The sequence below is a fragment of the Jonesia denitrificans DSM 20603 genome, assembly GCF_000024065.1.
GTDB classification, from domain to species: domain Bacteria; phylum Actinomycetota; class Actinomycetes; order Actinomycetales; family Cellulomonadaceae; genus Jonesia; species Jonesia denitrificans.
The window spans coordinates 853,614-874,416 of the sequence record NC_013174.1 but is presented as its reverse complement, the minus strand read 5'-3'; the positions used below and the strand labels follow the sequence as shown (position 1 = coordinate 874,416).

Annotated in this window: 20 protein-coding genes; 3 read left to right on the top strand and 17 right to left on the bottom strand. The window is 58.4% G+C overall.

What is annotated here, in order from left to right:
- Positions 1–168 precede the first annotated feature (168 nt).
- Both JDEN_RS04065 and sigE read right to left on the bottom strand, forming a co-directional pair.
- Positions 169–1,107 carry an anti-sigma factor family protein gene (locus tag JDEN_RS04065; RefSeq protein ID WP_015771102.1) on the bottom strand — a complete coding sequence of 313 codons (939 nt, stop codon included), beginning with the start codon at positions 1,105–1,107 and terminating at the stop codon, positions 169–171.
- Positions 1,104–1,637 carry an RNA polymerase sigma factor SigE gene (sigE, locus tag JDEN_RS04060; RefSeq protein WP_015771101.1) on the bottom strand — a complete coding sequence of 178 codons (534 nt, stop codon included), beginning with the start codon at positions 1,635–1,637 and terminating at the stop codon, positions 1,104–1,106. The genes JDEN_RS04065 and sigE overlap by 4 nt, the downstream gene beginning before the upstream one ends.
- A 113-nt stretch (positions 1,638–1,750) precedes the next feature.
- On the opposite strand from sigE, the gene JDEN_RS04055 reads away from it, so the two are divergent.
- A complete protein-coding gene (locus JDEN_RS04055) occupies positions 1,751–2,386 on the top strand; it encodes an O-methyltransferase (protein ID WP_015771100.1) in 636 nt (211 codons plus the stop codon).
- Positions 2,387–2,431: 45 nt separating this feature from the next.
- On the opposite strand, the gene JDEN_RS04050 is transcribed toward JDEN_RS04055, so the two are convergent.
- The 5 genes from JDEN_RS04050 to dapE all read right to left on the bottom strand — a co-directional run bounded on the left by JDEN_RS04050 (position 2,432) and on the right by dapE (position 7,277).
- On the bottom strand, positions 2,432–4,045 hold the full coding sequence (locus JDEN_RS04050) for a leucyl aminopeptidase family protein (protein ID WP_015771099.1): 1,614 nt from the start codon (positions 4,043–4,045) through the stop codon (positions 2,432–2,434).
- A 3-nt stretch (positions 4,046–4,048) separates the two neighbouring features.
- Entirely contained in the window at positions 4,049–4,216 is a 168-nt protein-coding gene (locus tag JDEN_RS13385) for a DUF3117 domain-containing protein (RefSeq protein ID WP_015771098.1), read from the bottom strand.
- A 129-nt stretch (positions 4,217–4,345) separates the two neighbouring features.
- A complete protein-coding gene (folP, locus tag JDEN_RS04045) occupies positions 4,346–5,212 on the bottom strand; it encodes a dihydropteroate synthase (RefSeq protein WP_015771097.1) in 867 nt (288 codons plus the stop codon).
- An 85-nt stretch (positions 5,213–5,297) separates the two neighbouring features.
- Complete coding sequence (locus JDEN_RS04040; RefSeq protein WP_015771096.1) at positions 5,298–6,101, bottom strand: LOG family protein; 804 nt, start codon at positions 6,099–6,101, stop codon at positions 5,298–5,300.
- A 60-nt stretch (positions 6,102–6,161) separates the two neighbouring features.
- Positions 6,162–7,277: a succinyl-diaminopimelate desuccinylase gene (gene dapE / locus JDEN_RS04035; protein ID WP_015771095.1), complete on the bottom strand. Its 1,116-nt coding sequence runs from the start codon at positions 7,275–7,277 to the stop codon at positions 6,162–6,164.
- A gap of 121 nt (positions 7,278–7,398) precedes the next feature.
- Here dapE and dapD point away from each other — a divergent pair, with 121 nt between their 5' ends.
- A complete protein-coding gene (dapD, locus tag JDEN_RS04030; RefSeq protein ID WP_015771094.1) occupies positions 7,399–8,355 on the top strand; it encodes a 2,3,4,5-tetrahydropyridine-2,6-dicarboxylate N-succinyltransferase in 957 nt (318 codons plus the stop codon).
- Between the two features lie 87 nt (positions 8,356–8,442).
- On the opposite strand, the gene JDEN_RS04025 is transcribed toward dapD, so the two are convergent.
- From JDEN_RS04025 to fdxA, 3 genes are all read right to left on the bottom strand, one after another.
- Positions 8,443–9,765 carry a citrate synthase gene (locus JDEN_RS04025; RefSeq protein ID WP_015771093.1) on the bottom strand — a complete coding sequence of 441 codons (1,323 nt, stop codon included), beginning with the start codon at positions 9,763–9,765 and terminating at the stop codon, positions 8,443–8,445.
- Positions 9,766–10,005: 240 nt separating this feature from the next.
- Positions 10,006–11,184, bottom strand: a complete 1,179-nt coding sequence (gene dapC / locus JDEN_RS04020; protein ID WP_015771092.1) for a succinyldiaminopimelate transaminase — start codon at positions 11,182–11,184, stop codon at positions 10,006–10,008.
- Positions 11,185–11,190: 6 nt separating this feature from the next.
- Entirely contained in the window at positions 11,191–11,508 is a 318-nt protein-coding gene (gene fdxA / locus JDEN_RS04015; RefSeq protein ID WP_015771091.1) for a ferredoxin, read from the bottom strand.
- Between the two features lie 138 nt (positions 11,509–11,646).
- Between fdxA and JDEN_RS14070 the strand changes: the two genes are divergently transcribed.
- Entirely contained in the window at positions 11,647–11,955 is a 309-nt protein-coding gene (locus JDEN_RS14070; protein ID WP_015771090.1) for a hypothetical protein, read from the top strand.
- Here JDEN_RS14070 and JDEN_RS04005 read toward each other — a convergent pair.
- The 7 genes from JDEN_RS04005 to typA form a co-directional block, all read right to left on the bottom strand.
- Positions 11,952–12,941 carry a prephenate dehydrogenase gene (locus JDEN_RS04005; protein WP_015771089.1) on the bottom strand — a complete coding sequence of 330 codons (990 nt, stop codon included), beginning with the start codon at positions 12,939–12,941 and terminating at the stop codon, positions 11,952–11,954. The two genes, JDEN_RS14070 and JDEN_RS04005, sit on opposite strands and share 4 nt — an antisense overlap.
- Positions 12,938–13,867, bottom strand: a complete 930-nt coding sequence (locus tag JDEN_RS04000) for a prephenate dehydratase (RefSeq protein WP_049754420.1) — start codon at positions 13,865–13,867, stop codon at positions 12,938–12,940. Before JDEN_RS04000 ends, JDEN_RS04005 begins: the two co-directional genes overlap by 4 nt.
- Before the next feature lie 6 nt (positions 13,868–13,873).
- Positions 13,874–14,740 (bottom strand): ACT domain-containing protein, encoded by an 867-nt coding sequence (locus JDEN_RS03995; protein ID WP_015771087.1) that lies wholly within the window; start codon positions 14,738–14,740, stop codon positions 13,874–13,876.
- A gap of 3 nt (positions 14,741–14,743) precedes the next feature.
- Entirely contained in the window at positions 14,744–17,287 is a 2,544-nt protein-coding gene (locus JDEN_RS03990; RefSeq protein ID WP_015771086.1) for a VanW family protein, read from the bottom strand.
- 75 nt (positions 17,288–17,362) lie between these two features.
- Positions 17,363–17,755, bottom strand: coding sequence for a hypothetical protein (locus JDEN_RS03985; RefSeq protein WP_015771085.1), 393 nt, complete (start codon positions 17,753–17,755; stop codon positions 17,363–17,365).
- 16 nt (positions 17,756–17,771) lie between these two features.
- Positions 17,772–18,767: a PIG-L family deacetylase gene (locus JDEN_RS03980; protein ID WP_015771084.1), complete on the bottom strand. Its 996-nt coding sequence runs from the start codon at positions 18,765–18,767 to the stop codon at positions 17,772–17,774.
- 16 nt (positions 18,768–18,783) lie between these two features.
- On the bottom strand, positions 18,784–20,691 hold the full coding sequence (typA, locus tag JDEN_RS03975) for a translational GTPase TypA (RefSeq protein WP_015771083.1): 1,908 nt from the start codon (positions 20,689–20,691) through the stop codon (positions 18,784–18,786).
- Positions 20,692–20,803: the final 112 nt, after the last annotated feature.

The following is a 20,803-nucleotide window of genomic DNA, read 5'->3' as shown; positions in this document are numbered from 1 at the left end:
GTGTTGGCGACGCAAGTGGCAGAGGTTGGGGAACAGGAGACGTTTGAGGTTCTGGCTCCGCATGTTGCGGGGCTGGTTCAGGTTGAGGCGCTGGTGGGTGTTGTGACGCGTCACCGTGGTTTTGCGGGAGCGGTCGAGGAGCGAACCGCTCGTGTGATGGCGGGTAGGTCATCGTGCTCCTCCTACGAAGTCAGAAAGTGCCGTCACCACTGAGGACAACCCTTGGTGCGGTTCAGAAGCGGGAAATAGCGCAACCATGTCCATCGCGGTCGCTGTGTCGCGCGGCGCGATCAATTCAAACACCGTCGAGTCACTTTGCCAAACAACGTGAATGGGGTCTGTGGACATCATGGTTCGCGGGACCCCATTAACCATGACGTGTTTCGCGTCCCCCAGAGCCCCACGATCGAGCGTGCCACGGGTTTGCCTAATCAGTGCGCGGGTGTCACCTGCTCTTAAGACGATTTCTAAATGCGTGGGGGCGGTCGAAGAAAACCCCACACGGTCGATGGTGACGGTGGAGTCTGACTGGGTGATCATCGGAGCAATCCAGCCCGCTGATTGAGCCCATTGGCTCACTTGATCTGGTTCCAATGCTCGCGATGGCTCGCTGAGTTCGGCGATAGGGGCAAAGTTTGGGTCATCGACGAGTTCGTTGATGTGGTCGTGAACTGCACGCTGGTCGGTCAGTGGTGTTACAAGCTGTGATTCATCCATTGACCACATCACAATGGGCGAGAGCACTCCGAGTGCAAGGATCGACCCGGCGATAGTGAACCAGGCACGTGACGGTGAGCGCACTGTGCCCGACCACGCATGTGTGCTCAGGGCTGTGCAGGGCACAAATGGATCTGGTTTTCGGCGGCTGGGTGCGTCTGTAGGGTTTGTTGATTCGCAAGGAGCAAGTTGCAAAAGCCCTGCCATCAATCCGTCAGAAGGAGTCGGATCAGTGCACTGGTGCAGTAATCCACGCGCGATGCGTTCCTCGCGCACAAGACTGGCACACAATGAGCAGGACGCAATGTGGTTCAGTGCCCCATCTCTCTCGTGTGGGGTGAGTTGATCGTCGATGAACGCAGAGATCGACGGCCCCAAGTGTGGACTCACTGCGTCACCTCCGCGGGTGTGGGGACAGTTCGGTGCTCAAGTTCTCGGCGCAGTTGCGTACGTGCCCGGTGAATGCGGGAGCGCACAGTTCCAAGTTTTACACCGAGAGTCGTGGCGATTTCTTCGTAGGATAGCCCTTCAATGTCGCACAAGACGACTGCGGCACGGTAATCAGGCGACAAAGAACTGAGTGCTCGTTGAATATCAACGTCAAGGTTGTTGTGTTCGTAGACACGCTCTGGCAGAGCTTGGGTGTTGTGATCGATGACAGCGTAGTCTTCGTCTCCCATATGGTCCATGCGGATGCGGCGTTGACGACGCACAGAGTCGAGGAAGAGGTTGGTGGTGATGCGGTGGAGCCACCCTTCGAAAGAACCTGGTTCGTAGGTGTCAAGTGAACGGAAGACACGGACGAAAACATCTTGGGTGAGGTCTTCAGCGTCTTGTTGGTTCCCGGTGAGACGGTACGCGAGCCGGTACACGCGTGCAGAGTGGTTGCGGACGATCTCTTCCCAGGGCTGTGGCTCCATGTGAGAACACTAAGGCAATCGGCTGGAAGGTTGCTGAAAACCCTTGTATTCCCAGCGTTGACGCCGATGTCACCGTAAGATACCTAGGGAGATGGAGAAAGAGGGTGGCACGCATGTCGCACATGGCTGCGAACTGGGCGTTCGCGGAGGGGTTCATCGAGGAACCTGACGCAATTGTCGCGGCTCGTGAACGTGCTCACCAATTGGGGTGTTCGACTATCGGTCCATCAACAGGGTCTGCATTGCGGCTTCTTGCTGCTGCCGCTCAGGCTCGCACGGTGGTTGAGGTGGGTTCTGGTGCCGGCGTGGCATCGTTGTGGTTACTTGAAGGGATGCCTCGTGACGGGGTGTTAACAACGATTGATCCTGACCCTGCTCATCAGCGTGCGGTGAAACAAGCATTCTCAGACGCAGGGGTGACCACGCATCGTACGCGAGCAATTACGGGTGATCCTGATGCGGTCCTCCCCCGCCTCGCCGATGGCGGCTATGACCTCTTTGTGGTGACTTCTGGCGCACTCCAGGCGGAACTTCTCTGCGATGAGGCATACCGGCTGTTACGCCCCGGGGGCGTCGCGGTGATCACTCATGCTTTTGCTTCGGGTCGTCTGTCTGACCCTGCGAACCGTGATGAGGCAGTTGTTGGCCTTCGCCAGTGGTATCGATCGTTGGGTGATTCCACGTTGTGGGCACCGTCTATCTTGCCGATGGGTGACGGGCTGTTGTGTTTGATGAAACAGGACGTGTAGGACAACGCTGCTCGCGCATCGTGAGGTGATGTCAGCCGATGCGCATCACAGTTGTGTGCTTGACGAGGTTGCGTGTCGGTGGAGGAACTCTGTCAGGAGCCGAGCCCCATACCCGGTTGCCCCTTGCGGGGCGTCAATTCGAGCTTTGTCGCTTCTGGCGGGTCCTGCGATGTCAAGGTGAATCCATGGCACCTGGGGCACGAATCGTTGAAGGAAGAGCGCTGCGGTAATGGACCCACCCCCGGGGGTGCGCGAGGTGTTGGCGACATCGGCGACATCAGACTGGAGGTCATCGGCGTAGTCGGTCACGAGAGGCATGTGCCAGACCGGTTCTCCTACTGCTTCACCTGCTGCTTTCATGCGTTCTGCAAGGATCGGGTCCACCGTGTAAAGAGCTCCGTGGTCACGTCCCAATCCCATGGACGCGGCCCCTGTGAGGGTTGCGATGTCGATGACAAGATCAGCCTTCACGGTGTGAACGGCGTGTTCGAGTGCGTCTGCAAGGACAAGACGACCTTCTGCGTCTGTGTTGGTGATTTCGATGGTGGTGCCACGGTGGGTGCGGAGAATGTCACCGGGACGGTAGGATCGCGCACCGATGTGATTTTCAGCAAGCGCCAGGATCGCGGTGACTTTTGTGGGGTGGTTGTTTTGGGCGGCGGCGAAGACCGCTGCTGCAGCACTGGCGGCCCCAGCCATGTCCGTTTTCATGGGGATCATTGTTTCGCGTGGCCGTTTCAGCGAAATTCCACCGGTGTCAAAGGTGATGCCTTTCCCGACGATAGCAACGTGCTGGCGAGTCTTGGCTTGTGGGGTGTGTGTAACCTCGACCAGGAGCGGTGGGTGTTGGGAACCTTGGCCAACTGCGAGCAGTGCACCGTATTTTTTCTTGTCCAACCAGGTGTGGTCACGAACTGTGACTGTCACGGTGTCGTAGTTTTTCGCTTGTGTCACCAGTTGGTCGGCGAACCATTTGGGTGTTTTGATGTTCGACGAGGTCGCGGTGAGGTCGCGTGCGAACCAGGTGGCCCATGCTGAGGTGCGTGCTGCGGGGAGTTGCTCAGTGGTTTCGGTGACATCGTGGTCGGGAACAAGAAGGACGAGTTCGTCGGCGGGACCTGGTTGTGTGCGTGACTTGGCTGACCAGGGGCGGGGCGCGGCAAGGAGGTAGCCGCGGGCAAAGGCACGCGCATCGTTGGGGTTGCCGGTGGCTGCCACTGTGGTGACAACTCGGTGAAGCCCGCGTGTTGCTTGACCGAGGGCAGCGCCCGCTTTGGCCATATCGTTGGCTTCTGAGTGCCCTACGCCCACGAGGATGATCCGTAGTGGCAGGCCGTCCCAGGGCAGTTCAGTGGTTGATCCTGTGTGGACCCGTGGCAGGTCAATGATGTGAGTTGTCCCGGCGGCTCCCCGAAAACGGGCACGTTCTGCAAGCTCGGAGAGGTTGATTCGGTAGCGAGCGGAAACGTGAACCACTCCTGCCCGCGGTTGAAGTTCGTCGTCGTCGTCAACTGGAGCCCCGACACCTACAGCGAGTGCATCGACATGGTCGGGTCCAAGGATTTCGTAGTCTTCGAGTGTTCCTGGGTGGACCACGATGGAGGGGAGGTCCCGCCCACGTGTTGTGTCGAGGTGGTGGGTATCAGTGTTGGGGCTCACGTGTTAATCCATGACTGCTTGAATGGCGGTGCCGAGTTCGTTGGCTTCGGCTTGGTTGAGTTCGACGACGAGTCGTCCGCCGCCTTCGAGTGGGACTCGCATGATGATGCCGCGACCCTCTCGTACGACTTCCATGGGTCCATCACCTGTTCGGGGCTTCATCGCGGCCATCTGGTGTTCTCCATTCGTTGTGCATGACTCAGAGGAGCGTCGCTTGCGCGTCTGCGGCGCGTTCGTCTATTTTACCTAATCACGGAAGTCTTGACAGCCCTTACCATGAGGTCAGCCACAGAAACCCCCCTAGTTTGTGGCCCTTGTCACACGCTGGGGGAGGATATCTCCTCGTAATGCCGCCACCATATCCAGGACTCGCCTCGTTTCTTTGACGTCATGCGCCCGAAAGACCTTGGCGCCGTTCCAGGCAGCCACAGCAGTTGCCGCCAAGGTACCCTCGAGGCGTTCGTCAGGGCCGAGGCCGAGTGTTTCACCGACAAAGTCTTTTCGCGACAGCGCCATCAGAACGGGATAGCCGGTGGCGACGAGTTGTTGTGTTGCCCGGACAAGATGAAGTGAGTGCCACGTATTTTTCCCGAAGTCGTGGGTCGGGTCGATCAGAAGAGATTCGGGCGGCACTCCTGCTTGTTCTGCACGGTTCGCTGTGGCGAGGACGGTTGCCAGGACATCGTCGAGGACGCCATCACGTGGATCGCCGTTGTCTGGCCCTGCGGCGGTGGCCTGGTCGATCCGACGTGGGTAAGCGACTCGATAGGGGTCAGTTCGGGGAAGCAATCCACCGGTGTGGGAACACACAAGGCCAAGGTGATATGTGGCAGCAACAGTCACAAGGTTGGGGTCGTGCCCAGCCCAGGTGTCATTAATGATGTGAACGCCGGCCTGTGCGGCGGCCTGGGCGACAGGGGCACGGTAGGTATCCACGGAAAACGCCGTGTCAGGAAATAGCTGACACACCTGGTGTATGAAGGGAACAACACGGCCGATTTCCTCGTCCACACTGATGGGTGGGCCCACACCTGCGCGAACGCCACCGATGTCCACAATGTCAGCTCCATGGGTGACAGCATCCTCCACCGCCCGCAGTGCCACATCAATGTCCCATTGGCGTGCGCCAGACCAAAAGGAATCGGTGGTTCTGTTCACAATTGCCATGACAGCTGGAGCAGCACCCCCACTTCCGCCAATAGTTTGCCCTCGAACGACGAACCGAGTTCCTGAGGGCGGAACATGTGGCCCGTTATCCTTCAACGGGTTCCTCGTCACTGTCGCTGAAGGATTCCAGGGCTGCTGCGTGCACTGAGTCGGCGTGGTCGGCCACGATCTGCACTGCTTCTTCAGCAGTGTCAACGACGTGGAAAAGGTCGACGTCGGCGGGGTTAATCATGCCGCGCTTAGCCACGGAGTCTTTCAACCAGGCGATCAGCCCCGCCCAGTAGTCTTTACCCACGAGAACGATGGGGAATTCGGTGATTTTATGCGTTTGTACCAGGGTCAGTGCTTCGAAAAGTTCATCGAAGGTACCGAAGCCACCGGGCAGAACGATAAACCCAGAGGCGTACTTCACAAACATGGTTTTGCGGGCAAAGAAGTAACGGAAGTTGACTCCAAGGTTGACGTACTCGTTCATCCCTTGCTCGAACGGAAGTTCAATACCGAGCCCTACGGACACGCCGTCTGCTTCATAGGCCCCTCGGTTTCCCGCTTCCATGACGCCTGGTCCACCACCGGTGATCACCGCGTAGCCCCGTTCCACAACGAGGCGAGCGCAGGTGTGGGCAAGCTCATAGTCTGGGTGATCAGGTTTTGTCCGTGCTGAGCCAAAGATCGAAATGGCTGGGCCTAGTTCAGCCAGGGCACCAAACCCTTCGACGAACTCACTTTGAATGCGCAGCACACGCCAGGGGTCTTGGTGAACCCAGTCAGCGGATTCTGACTTGTCAAGGAGGCGCTTGTCGGAGGTTTCACCGGGAATTTGGTTACCACGGAGCAGGATGGGGCCTTTGCGGTAGCCCGGGCCAAGGTGGCGGTAGGACGTCGTCATGGGGTGCACCTTTCGTCGTTGGATGCGTGAGGCGGGTGTAGCAGCCTGAGGCGGTGTGCGTTAGGAGTTGGGGGCGCTGAGCCAGGCTTTCAGTGAGTTGTAGACTGCCGTGATGTCGCTGGTTGGACAGTGTTCGTTGTCGTGGTGGGCTAGCGAAGGGTTTCCTGGTCCAAAGTTCACAGCGGGGATGCCGAGTTCGGCGAAGCGCGCCACGTCTGTCCACCCGTATTTGGGGGCTGGTTGTTGCCCTGTAGCGCAGCGGACGGCTTTAGCGAAGTCGGCCGCCATGGGTGCGTCCAGTCCTGGCCGAGCGGCGGGTGCTTTGTCCACGATGCGCACCTCGTAGCCGTGAAATACGCTACGTACGTGGGCTTCTGCTTCGTCGAGGCTCCGGGATGGGGCGTACCGGTAGTTCACCATCACTTCGCAGAGGTCGGGGATCACATTGCCTGCGATTCCTCCGGTGATGCCGGTTGCGTTGAGTCCTTCGCGGTAATCGAGCCCGTCCACGGTGATCGTCGCTGGTTCGTAGGCGGAGAGGCGTACGAGGATGTCAGCTGCTGCGTGGATTGCGTTGTCTCCCATCCACGATCGTGCGGAGTGCGCGGCAATTCCTTTGGTGGTGATGACAGCGCGGAGTGTGCCGTTGCAGCCCCCTTCGATGATGGCGTTCGATGGTTCCCCGAGTATGGCAAAGTCACCTGTGAGCAGTTCAGGTTGGGTTCGGTGGACCACGCCAAGGCCGTTGAGGTGGGCGTCAACTTCTTCGTTGTCGTAAAAGCACCAGGTGATGTCGTGGTGTGGGTTGTCCAGTTCGAGTGCGAGTGCCAGGTGAACTGCAACTCCTGCTTTCATGTCGACGGTTCCGCGACCCCAAATACACTCACGTCCGTCGATGGTGCGTTGTTCACTGGGAAGGTTGCTCGCAACGGGGACTGTGTCGAGGTGCCCAGCGATGACGACTCGACGGTCCCGTCCCAGGTTGGTGCGCGCGATAACGTTATTGCCGATGCGCGTCACTGTGAGGTGGGTGGCTTGCGTGAGCAGGTCCTCAACGGCGTCTGCGAGTTCGCGTTCGTTCCCGCTGACTGATTCGATGTCACACACTGCGCGAGTGAGAGCGATGGGGCCGTGGGCAGCTGCAGCGGTCAAGGGGTTCGTCGTGTGCTGGTGCACGCAGATTCCGTTCCTGTGATGGGTGTCGTCGTGTTCCACGATAACGCACCACGCATCGTTGGTGGTGTTCATTATCGGACATGCCAACCCATGTTCTGCTTTTTGGTTTTAGGCTGGTGTTATGGCTGATAATCTCTCTCGAACTGCGTGGGGCCATGGCCTCGCGACGATCGCTGCTGACGGTACTGTGCTGGATGTGTGGTATCCGTCTCCGGCGCTGACCCCTGCACCTGATGACCTTACGGTCCCCTCAGAATTGACCGCGTTGGAAGGCCGTGACGACGACCGGGATGTCTCCCTGTCAACAGTGACGACCGTAATTGATGTGGATGAGGCACCTGCAGATGCTGCAGACGTGTATCTTCGGCTGCACCTGCTCTCTCACCGTCTCGTGCGCCCGCACACGATCAACCTTGACGGTGTCTTTGGGGCGCTTGCCAATGTGGTGTGGACCAGTGCTGGTCCCTGTTCTCCGCACAACTTTGAAGTGACACGTGCGCGGTTACGGCGACGGGGAACTGTGACCATCCAGTCGGTGGATAAGTTCCCTCGCATGGTTGACTACGTTCTGCCAAGTGGTGTGCGTATTGCTGATGCGGACCGTGTCCGTTTGGGAGCTCACCTCGCTGAGGGCACCACTGTGATGCACGAAGGGTTCGTCAACTTCAACGCGGGTACCCTGGGGACTTCTATGGTCGAGGGCCGGATTTCGGCTGGTGTGGTTGTCGGTGATGGTTCTGACATCGGCGGTGGCGCATCAATCATGGGAACGCTATCTGGTGGTGGTAAAGAGGTTATTTCGATCGGGGAACGCTCATTGCTTGGCGCGAACTCTGGTCTGGGAATCTCTCTGGGTGATGATTGCATCATCGAAGCTGGGTTGTATGTGACTGCGGGCACGAAGGTTCATGTCGTTGGGCAAACGAATAAAGATGGGTACCCACTTGTTGTGAAGGCCCGTGAACTGTCAGGGCAACCGAATCTTTTGTTCCGTCGCAACTCGCTCACTGGTCAGGTTGAGGTTGTGGAGCGCACTGGTCATGGGATTACGTTGAACGCGGATCTCCACGCAAACTAACCGTCACCTTTTTTCGTCACACGTGCGGGGGCCAACCACATTGTGTGGTTGGCCCCCGCTATGTTGTGTGCACGGCGTCTGCTGTACTTAGTGAGTGGCGCTGCCCGATGGTGGTCGGTTCGCTAGATCAACGTAGTTGCGCTCTGTTGCCCCGGTGTAGATCTGACGTGGTCGCCCGATCTTGGTTTGTGGGTCCTTCATCATCTCGCGCCATTGGGCGATCCACCCTGGCATGCGCCCTAGCGCAAAGAGTGGGGTGAACATGGCTGGTTCAAATCCCATTGCCTTGTAGATGAGCCCGGTGTAGAAGTCGACGTTCGGGTAGAGCTTACGGGAGATGAAGTAGTCGTCGTTGAGAGCGATTTCTTCAAGTTCCATGGCGATATCCAGGAGTTCGTCTTGCTGTCCCAGGGTCGCTAACACAGCGTGTGCGGACTCTTTGACGATCGCGGCCCGTGGGTCGTAATTCTTGTAGACCCGGTGGCCAAAGCCCATGAGGCGTACGCCGTCTTCTTTGTTCTTGACACGCTCCATGAATTGTTTGGGGTCTCCCCCGTTTTCGGAAATGGCCGTGAGCATTTGAAGGACAGATTCGTTGGCGCCACCGTGGAGTGGACCAGACAATGCGTTGATCCCCGCGGCAACAGATGCGTAGAGATTCGCGTGACTTGACCCGACGACACGCACGGTTGAGGTGGAGCAGTTTTGCTCATGGTCTGCGTGCAAGATGAGGAGTTTGTCGAGTGCGTCAACCACCGTGGGGTCCACATCGTAGCTGTGGTAGGGCGCGGAGAATGTCATGCGGAGGAAGTCTTCCACGTACCCGCGTGAGTAATCGGGGTAGAGCAACGGTTCACCATGGCGGCGCCGGTGAAGGTAGGAGGTGATTGTGCGCGCTTTTGCTAGCAACAGCACAGTGGCGAGTTCGACAGTGTCGTCGTCAAAGGGGTTCAGCGACTCCGGGTAGAAGGTCGACAGTGCATTAATGGCCGACGCCATGACGGCCATTGGGTGCGCTTTCACCGGGAATGTTCCCATGAAGGTACGGAACCCTTCAGGAACAAGGGTGTGCCGGTTGACGCGAGCTTCGAAGGCTGACAGCTCGTCTGCTGTGGGTAGTTCCCCATGAATGAGGAGGTAGGCGACCTCGAGGAACGAGGATTTCTCCGCTAGTTGATCAATGGGGTAACCACGGTAGCGAAGGATCCCAGCATCACCATCAATGTAGGTGATTTGTGATTCGCATGATGCGGTGTTCATGAAGCCTGGGTCTACGGTCACCATCGACGTGGACTTCAGCAAAGATGAAACAACGATTCCGTCATTTCCTTCGTTCGCCCGCACGATGGGCAGTTCATGGGTGTCATCCCCTACGTGCAGCGATACATGTGCCTGTGGGTTGTCAGACATGTCATCCTTTCTTGCGCACTGACGCCGTCATCAGCCGCAGAACGCCGTGTCACCGGGTAACGGTTCGGTCATCGTTACGCATCCGGTTCCAGCAGCCACTTGTGCTGTCTGTATCTGACGGTACCCGCCAATTGCTCGAAAACTGAAGTTCGATGGGGCCAAAAGACCTAATGTTCACGTGATAACAATCACAACGAGAGCCTCTATTTACTGGAGGAACCCACAATGATCTTCATGCAATTATGAGAGTCGGGTAATGAATTGGTCAATACTTGAGTCGGAACTGGTCAAAGCAATCCGAACGTGATCGGCACCAGCCCGACCATAAAAAGCCCCTGGCGCCACAAGAATTCCCCGGTCAGCGAAGTAACCGACAACATCCCAGCACTCACCGGGGAGTTCTCCCCTCGCAGTCACTGCGAGTCGGGTCGCTTCATCAGACAACGTACCCAGCGCACGTGATGCCGATCCCCACAGATACAATCCAGCTTCAGAATGTGACAACGCAACACCAGCACTCTCAAGAACAGGACGCATCAGCGCTCGGCGGCGACCATAGCGGGCACGCTGATCAGCAACATGCGCATCGTCACGAAGAGCAACAGCCATCGCGTGTTGCACCGGTGCAGGAACAATCATTCCCAGGTGCTTACGAGTCGCAATGAGCCTCTGCACAACAGAAACGTCACCTGCCACAAACGCGGCCCGATAACCCGCAATTGAGGACTGTTTCGACAACGAATACGTCACCAGAAGGTTGGAAAGATCACCGTCAGTGACCCGTGGATCCAACAGGCTCGGTACACCGCCGTCTCGTAACTCAGGTGACCACGCCAACTCTGCATAGCACTCATCGCTAATGACCACTGCACCAAGCGCTCGAGCAGCATGTACAACATCGCGTAACTCAGAAATTGAGGCAACACGGCCATGGGGGTTCCCTGGCGAGTTCACCCACACCAACCGCACCCGAGGGTTATGACGCCACTGATCCACATCAGACGCCGCGAAAGGTGCCGCCCCGGCAAGCCGCGCACCCACATCGTAGGTGGGGTAAGCAACATCAGGGTGCACGACAACGTCGCCTGGTCCCAACCCCAACAATGATGCCACCAGTCCCACAAACTCCTTGGAACCGACCGTGGGCATCACTCCGCGTGGATCAAGCCCTGGCACCTGACGGCGGCGCGCAAACCACTCAACCACCGCCTGACGCAGATCAACACTACCCGCAGTCGCCGGATATCCAGGAGCACTAGCAGCCTGCGCAAGCGCCTGTTGAATAATCTCAGGGGTGTCGTCAATGGGAGTCCCCACAGACAGATCAATCAAGCCGTCCCGGTGTGCACGCGCATGCGCAGCAAAGCCAGTAAGCAGGTCCCACGGAAATGCAATGTGGGAAATGTCAGCAAACCCCACGCGGCATCACGCCTGAGGTGGAAGTGCCTCAACGATGGCGTGATCCTTATCGATCTGCCCCATCTTTGCTGCACCACCAGGGGAACCGAGATCGTCAAAAAACTCAACGTTCGCCTGATAGAACTCTGACCACTCTTCAGGGACATCATCTTCGTAGTAGATTGCCTCCACCGGGCACACCGGTTCGCACGCACCACAATCCACACATTCATCAGGGTGGATGTACAGCGAACGGTTTCCCTCGTAAATGCAATCAACGGGGCATTCCTCGATGCACGCTTTGTCCTTGACGTCGACGCAAGGCTTGGCGATCACGTAGGTCACGTGCTTGTCCTTTCACAACCGGCAGATGGTGCTTGCCCTTTATTATCGCCCACCAGTGCACCAGGCAGCACTCTCGATCAGTAGGCGGCTGTTCGTTAACAAACAACCTCACCGTGCTCGGTGTACCGTGGACTTGTCATGAGCAACGATACAACTGAGCCCGGCGAAGCCAACAACCCACAGCCCCAAGCACCCCCTGATGTGATGCACGCCTCGGTGTGGCGACAGTGGCCGGTGGGACAACGCGTCATGGTACGCGCGACCTTGATCGACGATGCGTGTCACCGGTACACCGACCACCTCGGTGTCATCATTGCCACCTCAGAGGCCGGCTTAACTCTGGATACTCGCCGCGGCGAAGTCATTATCCCGGCCCACCAGATCGCCATAGGTAAACCTGTGCCACCACCGCCGCCACGGCGACGGCCACGCACAATCGAGGACTAACTCACCCCGTGGTGCGCGGCAAACGTGAGATGGGCGCCATGACCGGGTTGGTCATCAACATCGGTGAGCGCAACCACGAGGTGTCCTAACTCCCCCAACGCGGTGAGCACACTCACGGGAGTGTCTTGGGTGACTGTCAGCGTCGCGTGGGCACGATCAGATTCAGAAACAGTGCCACCACGAGTGAAGAACGCCTCAACATCACCCTGATCCGACGCCGAACCCAACACCCGACGTAGATCAGTGAAATCAGCAATCATCACGTCCAACACCCTCGACACCTGATCACGGTTCTCCCACACCATCGCCGCGTTCCGCACCGCATCCCCGCGCGCCACCCTGGTCATATCCCGAAAACTCCCCGCAGCCAACGCCTGCGCGACCCGGCCATGCCGGTCCTGGCCCACCACACCACGCAGTTCATGCGCCAACACATGCGGGACATGACTGACCAACGCCACACCCGCATCGTGAATATCTGGGGTCAGAAACATCACCCGCGCACCCAACACCCCCATCACAAACCGCGCCACGACCAACACGCGATCAACCTGAGTGAGAGGTAAAGGGGTGACCGCCCACGTCGCACCGCGAAACAGCGACGACGAGGCAGCGTCGAAACCACTGGACTCAGCACCAGCCATCGGGTGGCCGGCAACAAAACGATCACCCACACCATGAGCCACAGCGTGCGCGATCACCGGTTCCTTCACCGACCCTACATCGGTGATCACAGCCTGTGGTGGGGCACACTGCGCAAGCCACTGAAAGGTCTGCTCCATTGCCACCAACGGAGTCGCGACAACAACCAGGTCGGCGTGTTCCACAGCCGCTTCCCGGCTCTCAGCCACCGGTATTCCCCAAGCTCGCGCTGCAGCGCGCGTGTCGGGGTTCGGATCCCAGGAGGACACCATCAGCTTCTGTTCAGCGCAGGCACGCGCCACCGACCCACCAATCAACCCCAGACCAATGATTGTCACATTCACAAGCCCACACCACCCCACAACAATGCGTGATCAACAACATCACCCGAATCCTCACGACCGACTGACCCCGGGGCTATCCGTGACTCATCAATTCCTTGATCGAGTTGACCAGAACGCACATACACACCCAACGTTTTCAAGGCATCGTCATGATCCATGAGGTCGTGCAGCACAGCCTGCATTGCTGGGGCACACGTTGGCGCATCGACAGTCACAATGAACGTGTACTTGCCACTGAGCGCCTTCAACGGTCTGGTGATCAACGACGACATGTTGATCCCGTGATCCCCAAAAGCCTGTGCGATCCGGGCCAACACCCCCGGCCCAGTAGCGCGCGGAGTAATGGCAATCATCGATGCATCAGCACGAGAATCCACCACGCTGACGCCTCGTGACCGCTGAGTAATCAAGAAAAAGCGGGTTCGTGCACCCGAAAAATCCTCCACACCCGATGCAATGCGTGTGACCGGATACAACTCACCACACACCGCAGGTGCGAGCGCGATCTCGTGTGGCTGCACGTCACGGCACGCGGCAGCATTCGACGCGGCAGGAACGGCTTTGAGCCCACGGGTTGCGATGAAGTCGGCGCACTGCGCGAGCCCCACAGGGTGACCCACAACATGAGTCGCCTGCCCTAGGGCACCGGCCGGCACAAACGCATCGAATGAAATTTCGCGAAACACCTCCGCCACAGCAACGACATTGCGTGCCGCAACCAGCGCATCAAGAGACGGGATGACGTACCCCTCGACAGAACTCTCAATGGCGACAACTCCCCAGCGCGCGTCGCCACGTTCCACTGCTGCGTACACAGCGCGCACATCGTCAAGTGGAGCGAGGCGCACGTTCGGGGGCACTGCCGCCCGTGCCGCATCGTGCGTAAACGTGCCCTCAGGGCCAAGGTACACGCACTGCTCAACCATGCTCATTCACCGACGCGTATACAGTTCGTTGTCCCACACCGGGTTGATGGCGTCAGGACCGTGCGGGTGCTGTGTCCCCGGGATGACCGCAAGGATCCGGTAATCAATGCCGCGCCCTTCAAGAGTGTCCAGCAACCCTCGCAAATGGGTTGAGGAGGGGATCCCAAACGACGACAAAAATACGTGCGTGCCCGATGCTGCCCGGGCGCTACGTAAATGCTGCAGGTCAACGCTGTGGTCTGCGAACACCGTCAACGTCGACAACAACGACCCTTCATGGTCTTCCTGTGGACCAAACGCCAACCAAATCTGAGCAGGATCACTAAAGGACGGTAACCCGCGGGATGCTTCCAGCAGCCCGTACCACAGCTCTGACAAGTCACGAAGGCGCGATGATAGGGCAATTTCTGTGTACCCGACGGGGATCATGGCACGCTCGACTAACAACAAATCGTCAGGTCCTGCGATCGCAACACGCTCAGCCATGGGCATATGAGTGGGAACGACTTGGGGAACTAACCCCAGCGCCCGCAACTCAGTACGGCAATCACGCATCCCCGCTTCGTCAGCAAGGACTGTGCCACTTGTGGATTCGCTGCGCGCTGCCAACACCCATTGCGGAGTGATGTGAACAGCTGCAGTAATAATGAGGGCGTCATCACCAGTGAGAAGCAGTCGCTCAAGTTCGGGGTCAGGCTGAGCAGGGTGACCGATGTGCACTACCGCACTAATAGCCTCAATCGATGCGATCGTCGACAACGTTGACGCACGTGACCCGAGGTCGAGCAGTTCATCACCCGCACGGGCCCACTGTGCGCTCTGCGCAGCTTGGGCTGCGTGGATGGTGGATTCGCGGGCGCTTTTTCCTAGCATGGTCTATTCGTCCTCGTCTTTGTCTTTCTTGGACTCCGGTTTCTTGCACGTCACACCATGATCAGGTTTATACCGCCAGGTGTTCGCTTCGTCGATGACCACCTTGCCGCTGTCAATTTCGGTGACTTTACGGGTCACAGTCACAGTGAACCCTGGGCTACCGATGGGTTGCGCTTCACAGTTCGCCGCTGTCACGGTCGTCATCGTCGCAGGGACCACATTGGATCGCGGCGAGGTGGTTGTTTCCACCTTGTACGTTTTCGTTGACCAGGCCTCCACGTGGAGATTACCGCCCGAAATGTACGAACGCATGAGTACACCGTGTGGCGAGTCATTGCGCCAAATCATGTCAATCGATCCCACGAAGATCGTGGATTCGCGGCCCTCTGGGTAGCGGGAAAAGTGGTAGGAGTGCGGACGGTGGGCAATGTCAGTCATTCCTGCGAAGAAACCGACGTTGTATGTGGTGGTTGACATTTGGGACAGTCCACCACCAACCCCATCTGTGTGGATTCCGTTGACCACAACACCAGCGGCGTGATACCCATTGGCCGCAGTGACAGGTCCAATTACTTCAAGGAGGTTGAACTCCTCACCGGGCTCCACGAGGTACCCGGTGATCCGTTGGGCTGCGAGACGAAGGTTTTCCGTACGCAGGTAGTCATTGGTCAGTGGGGTTTTAAAGTGAGCGACGCGTTCCTTGATCCCTAGCTCTTCTAGTGCCTCCACCGATGCATCTGGCTCAGCTTCAACAAGTTCAACAGTGGTGGAGCGCTCCCCCAATTGCTGAGTAGCTGCAGTGGATACTGCTTGAGCCAATTGGTCATTGTCGATGCGTGTCCCTGATTTCCCTGGCACGATGACAGGTTTTCCGTCTTGGAACTCAAAATGGGCATCTTCTGCTTCTGTGAGGAGACCATCCACCCGTTTAAGGACTTCTTTGCCAAGGCGTTCTCCATCAAACAAGAACTCCATGGTCCCGTTTTCGGCTTTCACCGTGATTGCTTTGGTGAACGCTTTGACGGGAAGTTCAATGTCTTTTCCATCAACTGACACCTCAACAGGTCCCGATGCCATGGTTTGCGCTTGGGCATAGAATTCGTCAGTGATGTCTTGCGTGATCTCAGGTTCTTTGACGACCACGTCGAGTGCGATGGGGCGGGTTGGCGTGACAATTGTGTCAAGGATGCGCGCTTTGGCTTGGGCGATGTCGATCCCCCGCCCATCCTCAGCTTTGCTCGCAACTGCTTCACCATCAGCAAATGCTACGGTTCCATTGACAGGTTCTTCTTCAAGGTCAACTGACAGCGCTTTCATCGTGTCGGTGAGCGCAGCGTCGTCAACCTCGAGGATCGGAGTGACATCGGACCCTCCCACGATGTGGTCCCACAGCCTTGCCGGAGAGAGGGTAAAGCCGGTGAGATCTGCAAGAGTGGCATCTGGGTTCAGTTGGATTCCGGCTTCGGCGGGGTCAAAAGATGCCCGTTTGTCCTCGGCGGTCAGTTCCACGGTGTCTGTGAGCCGGGGAGTGAGCTCGGATTCAAGGGTTGCGCGGGCATCATCAGCGGACTGCCCGCCCACATCGACACCAGCAACCGTGGTTCCCCGCGCAATAGTGTCCGCAAATGCCCATTGGGCACCGAGGTAAAGACCGGCGAGAACAACGAGAACTGCCGCTCCGATTCCCACGGCGCGTGGCCAGGTTCGTGTGAGTTCTGCATTGTCGATGTCGTCCAAAGTGACCCGTGCGGGGCTTGCTGATGTGCTGGCAGAGGATGCGGGCTCGGCTTGCGCGGGGGGCTCGGCTTGCGCGGGGGGCTCGGCTTGCGCGGGGGGCTCGGCTTGCGCGGTTGGCACGCTAGCTGGGGGCACGAGTTTCTTTGTCGGCGCTGGTCCCGCGGTGGGTGAGGTCGTGCTTTTCACCGACGTGCGTTGTGGCGTTGCGGGTGTGTCTGCCGCCTTGGGGGCAGGAATGTCGCTCGCCTCTGGTTGACGAGTTGGCTGCGGTGGGGACGCTGCCGATGGTTGTCCTGTTTTTTCTGGTGCACTGCTGATGGGCGCAAGCGGATCTTGTGGTGGTGTGGACAAGATGGGGATGGGCGCTGCGGAGCGCTTCTTTGGCGCGGGCGGTGTAGCTTCCTGTGGCTCGGTGGCCTTTTCGCTGGCAGCCTTGTCGTCGGTGGTTTTTCCGCTGGCAGCCTTGTCGTCGGTGGTTTTTCCGCTGGCAGCCTTGTCGTCGGTGGTTTTTTCGCTGGCAGCCTTGTCGTCGGTGGTTTTTCCGCTGGCAGCCTTGTCGTCAGCGGCCTGTGCGTCAGCCGGTGTGGTCGGCGAACCTGCTGATTTTGGAACTGAAGTCGCAGTCGCGTCACCTTCAGTTGCTGGGGATGTTCCAGGTGAGGTGTCGGTTGTTGGTTGAGCAGTACCGTTGTCGTCGGGGGTGGGTGCCTTGTCACCAGGTGTGTCCTGTGATGGCGTGGGCTTGGGGGTTGCGGGCTCCCCGGGGTGGTCCTTGGCCTTGTTGGGCTGAGGATCAGCGCCCTGTGTCATGTCCTGCTCCAGAATTAGTCACGATGGTGTGAGTGAGTGATGTGGTGTTGTCGCGCGCGGACACCATCGTTCATTTTACGCAACTGTTGTGGAAGTTCTCGTCACCTTTTCGTCACGAAACCATGATCGTGGGGTGAAACATCCCAGTCCAACTGTCGCGATTGACCCAATGATCCACACGTAGCTGATGGGTTGGTCTGGGAGAAGTACGTCTCCCCCGGGTCCACTTTGCATGAGGACTTGCACGGTAATGATAATCGCAGCTCCGAAGGGAATCACGAGGGAAAGTCCACGCCATGCTCTGAGCATGATCGTTGCGATGACGATGGTGACAAGCAACGCGATGAGTGTGTAGGGCTGCCATTGGCGGTGGATTGTTGTCCCGAGCGCTGCGATGAAGAGCCCAAGTCCCGCGGACAGGGTGTGGTCGAACACTGCGAGTGTGATGTCGCGTTTGCTTGTCGTCATGTGGGGAGCGTACCGATCACTGCTGAAGGTTATCTGACAGGTCGCTGAGATCAGCGTAGAACTCGGCCGAGTAGACAGGTGCGAGGATGTTGTTGGACAACGCATAGGACCCAAGCACGGCAACCTTGTGACCGTGGTACTCACGCTCTGGTGATGGGTGGGGCTCGTCCCGCACCCAGTGCACTTGGGTGTCATAGGCGCGTAGAGCGTCCATAACCTGATGCGCCACGGGCAAGGTGTGCGCAAGATGCATCATGCGCGGTGAATGGCTGTTCAATGAGGGGAGAGGCCCATGGGGGTCAGGAAGAAGCGCGGTCGCATTCCGGGGCACATCGGCCATCTGGGCGCGCCCCCAGCGCGCAAGCTCAGCTGGCTGAACACACCCCCACACATGAGTTGGCTGACCGTGCGAACCATCGCCCTGTGCAATCTGCACTGCTGCTTGGGTGATCTGTACGGCGCGGACGTGGTCGGGGTGCCCGTACCCTCCACCTGGCTCATAGGTGACCACAGTGTGGGGAGCAAGAGTGGTGATGAGTGCGGCGAGGCGTTCTGCTTGTTCCGCCAGTGGTTGCCGCGTCAGCGCAGTCGGTGGTGCGTCTGGGGCAGCGGTTGCTTGCCCCGAGACACCAGGAAGCCCCGTGCCCGCCCACTGCATGCCAGAGTCTGTGTACCTCATTGCGTCATGATCTTGATGACCAGGAGGGGATAACTCGTCCAGGAATATCTGGTGAATACCAGGACCCAGTGCCGCCATGGCACGCCGTAACTCCGTGGTCCGGTAGTCCCCAAGCAACTGGGCGTTCACACCAACATGTGCAAGACGCTCCGGAATGACTTCGCCTTGTTCACCACGGGTGCAGGTCACCACAGTGACCGGTAAGCCTGCGGCCCGCCACAAGGCGATGAGTCCACCGGTGAACAGTGTTTCGTCGTCAGGGTGGGCGTGCACCGCCAGGAGGTGTCCTTGTGGTACTACCTCGTGGATGGTCACGCCCACCTGATGCGTCATGCTGCGCGTCGCCTAGTTATGCGCGCTTCGCACGGGCGGTAGCCCGGGCACGTTCGGTGGCGTCAAGGATCACTTTACGGATGCGGATGATCTCTGGGGTGATTTCGACGCATTCGTCTTCGCGTGCAAACTCAAGGCACTCTTCAAGCGTGAGTTTGCGTGGTGGCACAAGGTTCTCAAAAGAGTCGGCTGTTGAGGACCGCATGTTCGTCAGTTTCTTTTCTTTGGTGATGTTGACGTCCATGTCTTCGCTGCGGGAGTTCTCTCCCACGACCATGCCTTCATAGACCTCTTGGGTTGGGTCGACAAAGAATGTTCCGCGTTCTTGGAGGTTAATCATGGCAAAGGGGGTGACGGCACCAGCACGGTCGGCTACAAGTGACCCGTTGTTGCGAGTCTCAATGGGTCCAGCCCATGGTTCGTACCCTTCAGCGATGGATGAGGCGATCCCTGTCCCGCGGGTTTCGGTGAGGAATCGGGTCCGGAACCCAATGAGACCACGGGCGGGAACAACAAATTCCATGCGCACCCAGCCCGAACCGTGGTTCGTCATGGTTTCCATGCGCCCTTTGCGTTGCGCCATAAGCTGGGTGACTGCACCGAGGTATTCTTCTGGAACGTCAATGGTCATGCGTTCCATGGGTTCGTGCACTTTGCCGTCGATCTTCTTGGTCACCACTTGTGGTTTACCCACAGTGAGTTCAAAGCCTTCACGACGCATCTGTTCCACCAGGATTGCGAGAGCAAGTTCACCACGTCCTTGCACTTCCCACGCATCTGGGCGTTCGGTGGGCAGGACCCGGAGCGACACGTTACCCACTAGCTCTGAGTCGAGGCGGTCCTTAACTTGACGGGCCGTGACTTTGTGGCCTTTACCGCCTTTTCCGGCCAATGGTGAGGTGTTGATTCCCACAGTCATGGAGATCGCCGGGTCGTCAACTGTGATCACGGGCAATGGGCGTGGATCGTCGATGTCAGCGAGGGTTTCACCGATCATGATGTCTGCGATTCCTGCGACCGCAACAATATCACCAGGACCGGCAGATTCGGTCGGTTCGCGGTCGAGACCCTTGGTTTCCAACAGTTCAGTGACTTTCACTTGCTGGATAGAACCATCGGTGCGGCACCACGCGACTTGTTGACCTTTGCGAATAGTTCCATTGTGGATGCGCAGCAATGCCAGTCGCCCAAGGAATGGTGACGCGTCCAAGTTCGTCACGTGCGCTTGCAGTGGGGTTGCTTCATCGTAGGTGGGGGCTGGAATCTTTTCGATGATGGTCGCGAACAGTGGCTCGAGGTTGTCGTTGTCCGGCAAAGTTCCGTCAGCGGGTTGCTCCATGCTGGCACGGCCAGCTTTTGCTGCCGCGTACACAACGGGGACATCCAGGACAGACTCGAGGTCGAGGTCCATCTCCTCAGCAAGGTCTGAGGCAAGCCCGAGAAGTAAATCCGTTGCTTCAGAGACGACCTCTTCGATGCGTGCATCGGAGCGGTCTACCTTGTTGACCACCAAGATCACGGGGAGTTTTGCGGCAAGTGCTTTACGCAGCACAAAACGAGTTTGTGGGAGCGGCCCTTCGGAGGAATCGACAAGGAGCACAACGCCGTCAACCATGGACAGGCCGCGTTCTACCTCACCACCGAAGTCAGCGTGGCCGGGGGTGTCGATCACGTTGATCGTGATGCCATCTGCGTGTCCGGCGGCCTGCGCTGCTGGGCCCGCGTATTGGATGGCGGTGTTTTTGGCGAGGATTGTGATGCCCTTTTCACGTTCAAGGTCGCCGGAGTCCATGACGCGCTCCTCAAGTTGCGCGCGGGGATCGAAGGCGCCGGCTTGACGCAACATGGCGTCGACGAGGGTAGTTTTACCGTGGTCGACGTGGGCAACGATCGCTACATTGCGCAGGTTGGAGCGCACTGACATGAAGAGCTCATTTCGGGGTTGATGACACGAAGGGCGCCCGGTGTTTCGCGGTCAGGGGCGCAGGCCTTGGAACGTGGAAGGCGCCGTTGTGGCGCGTTCGGCGTCGTTCACA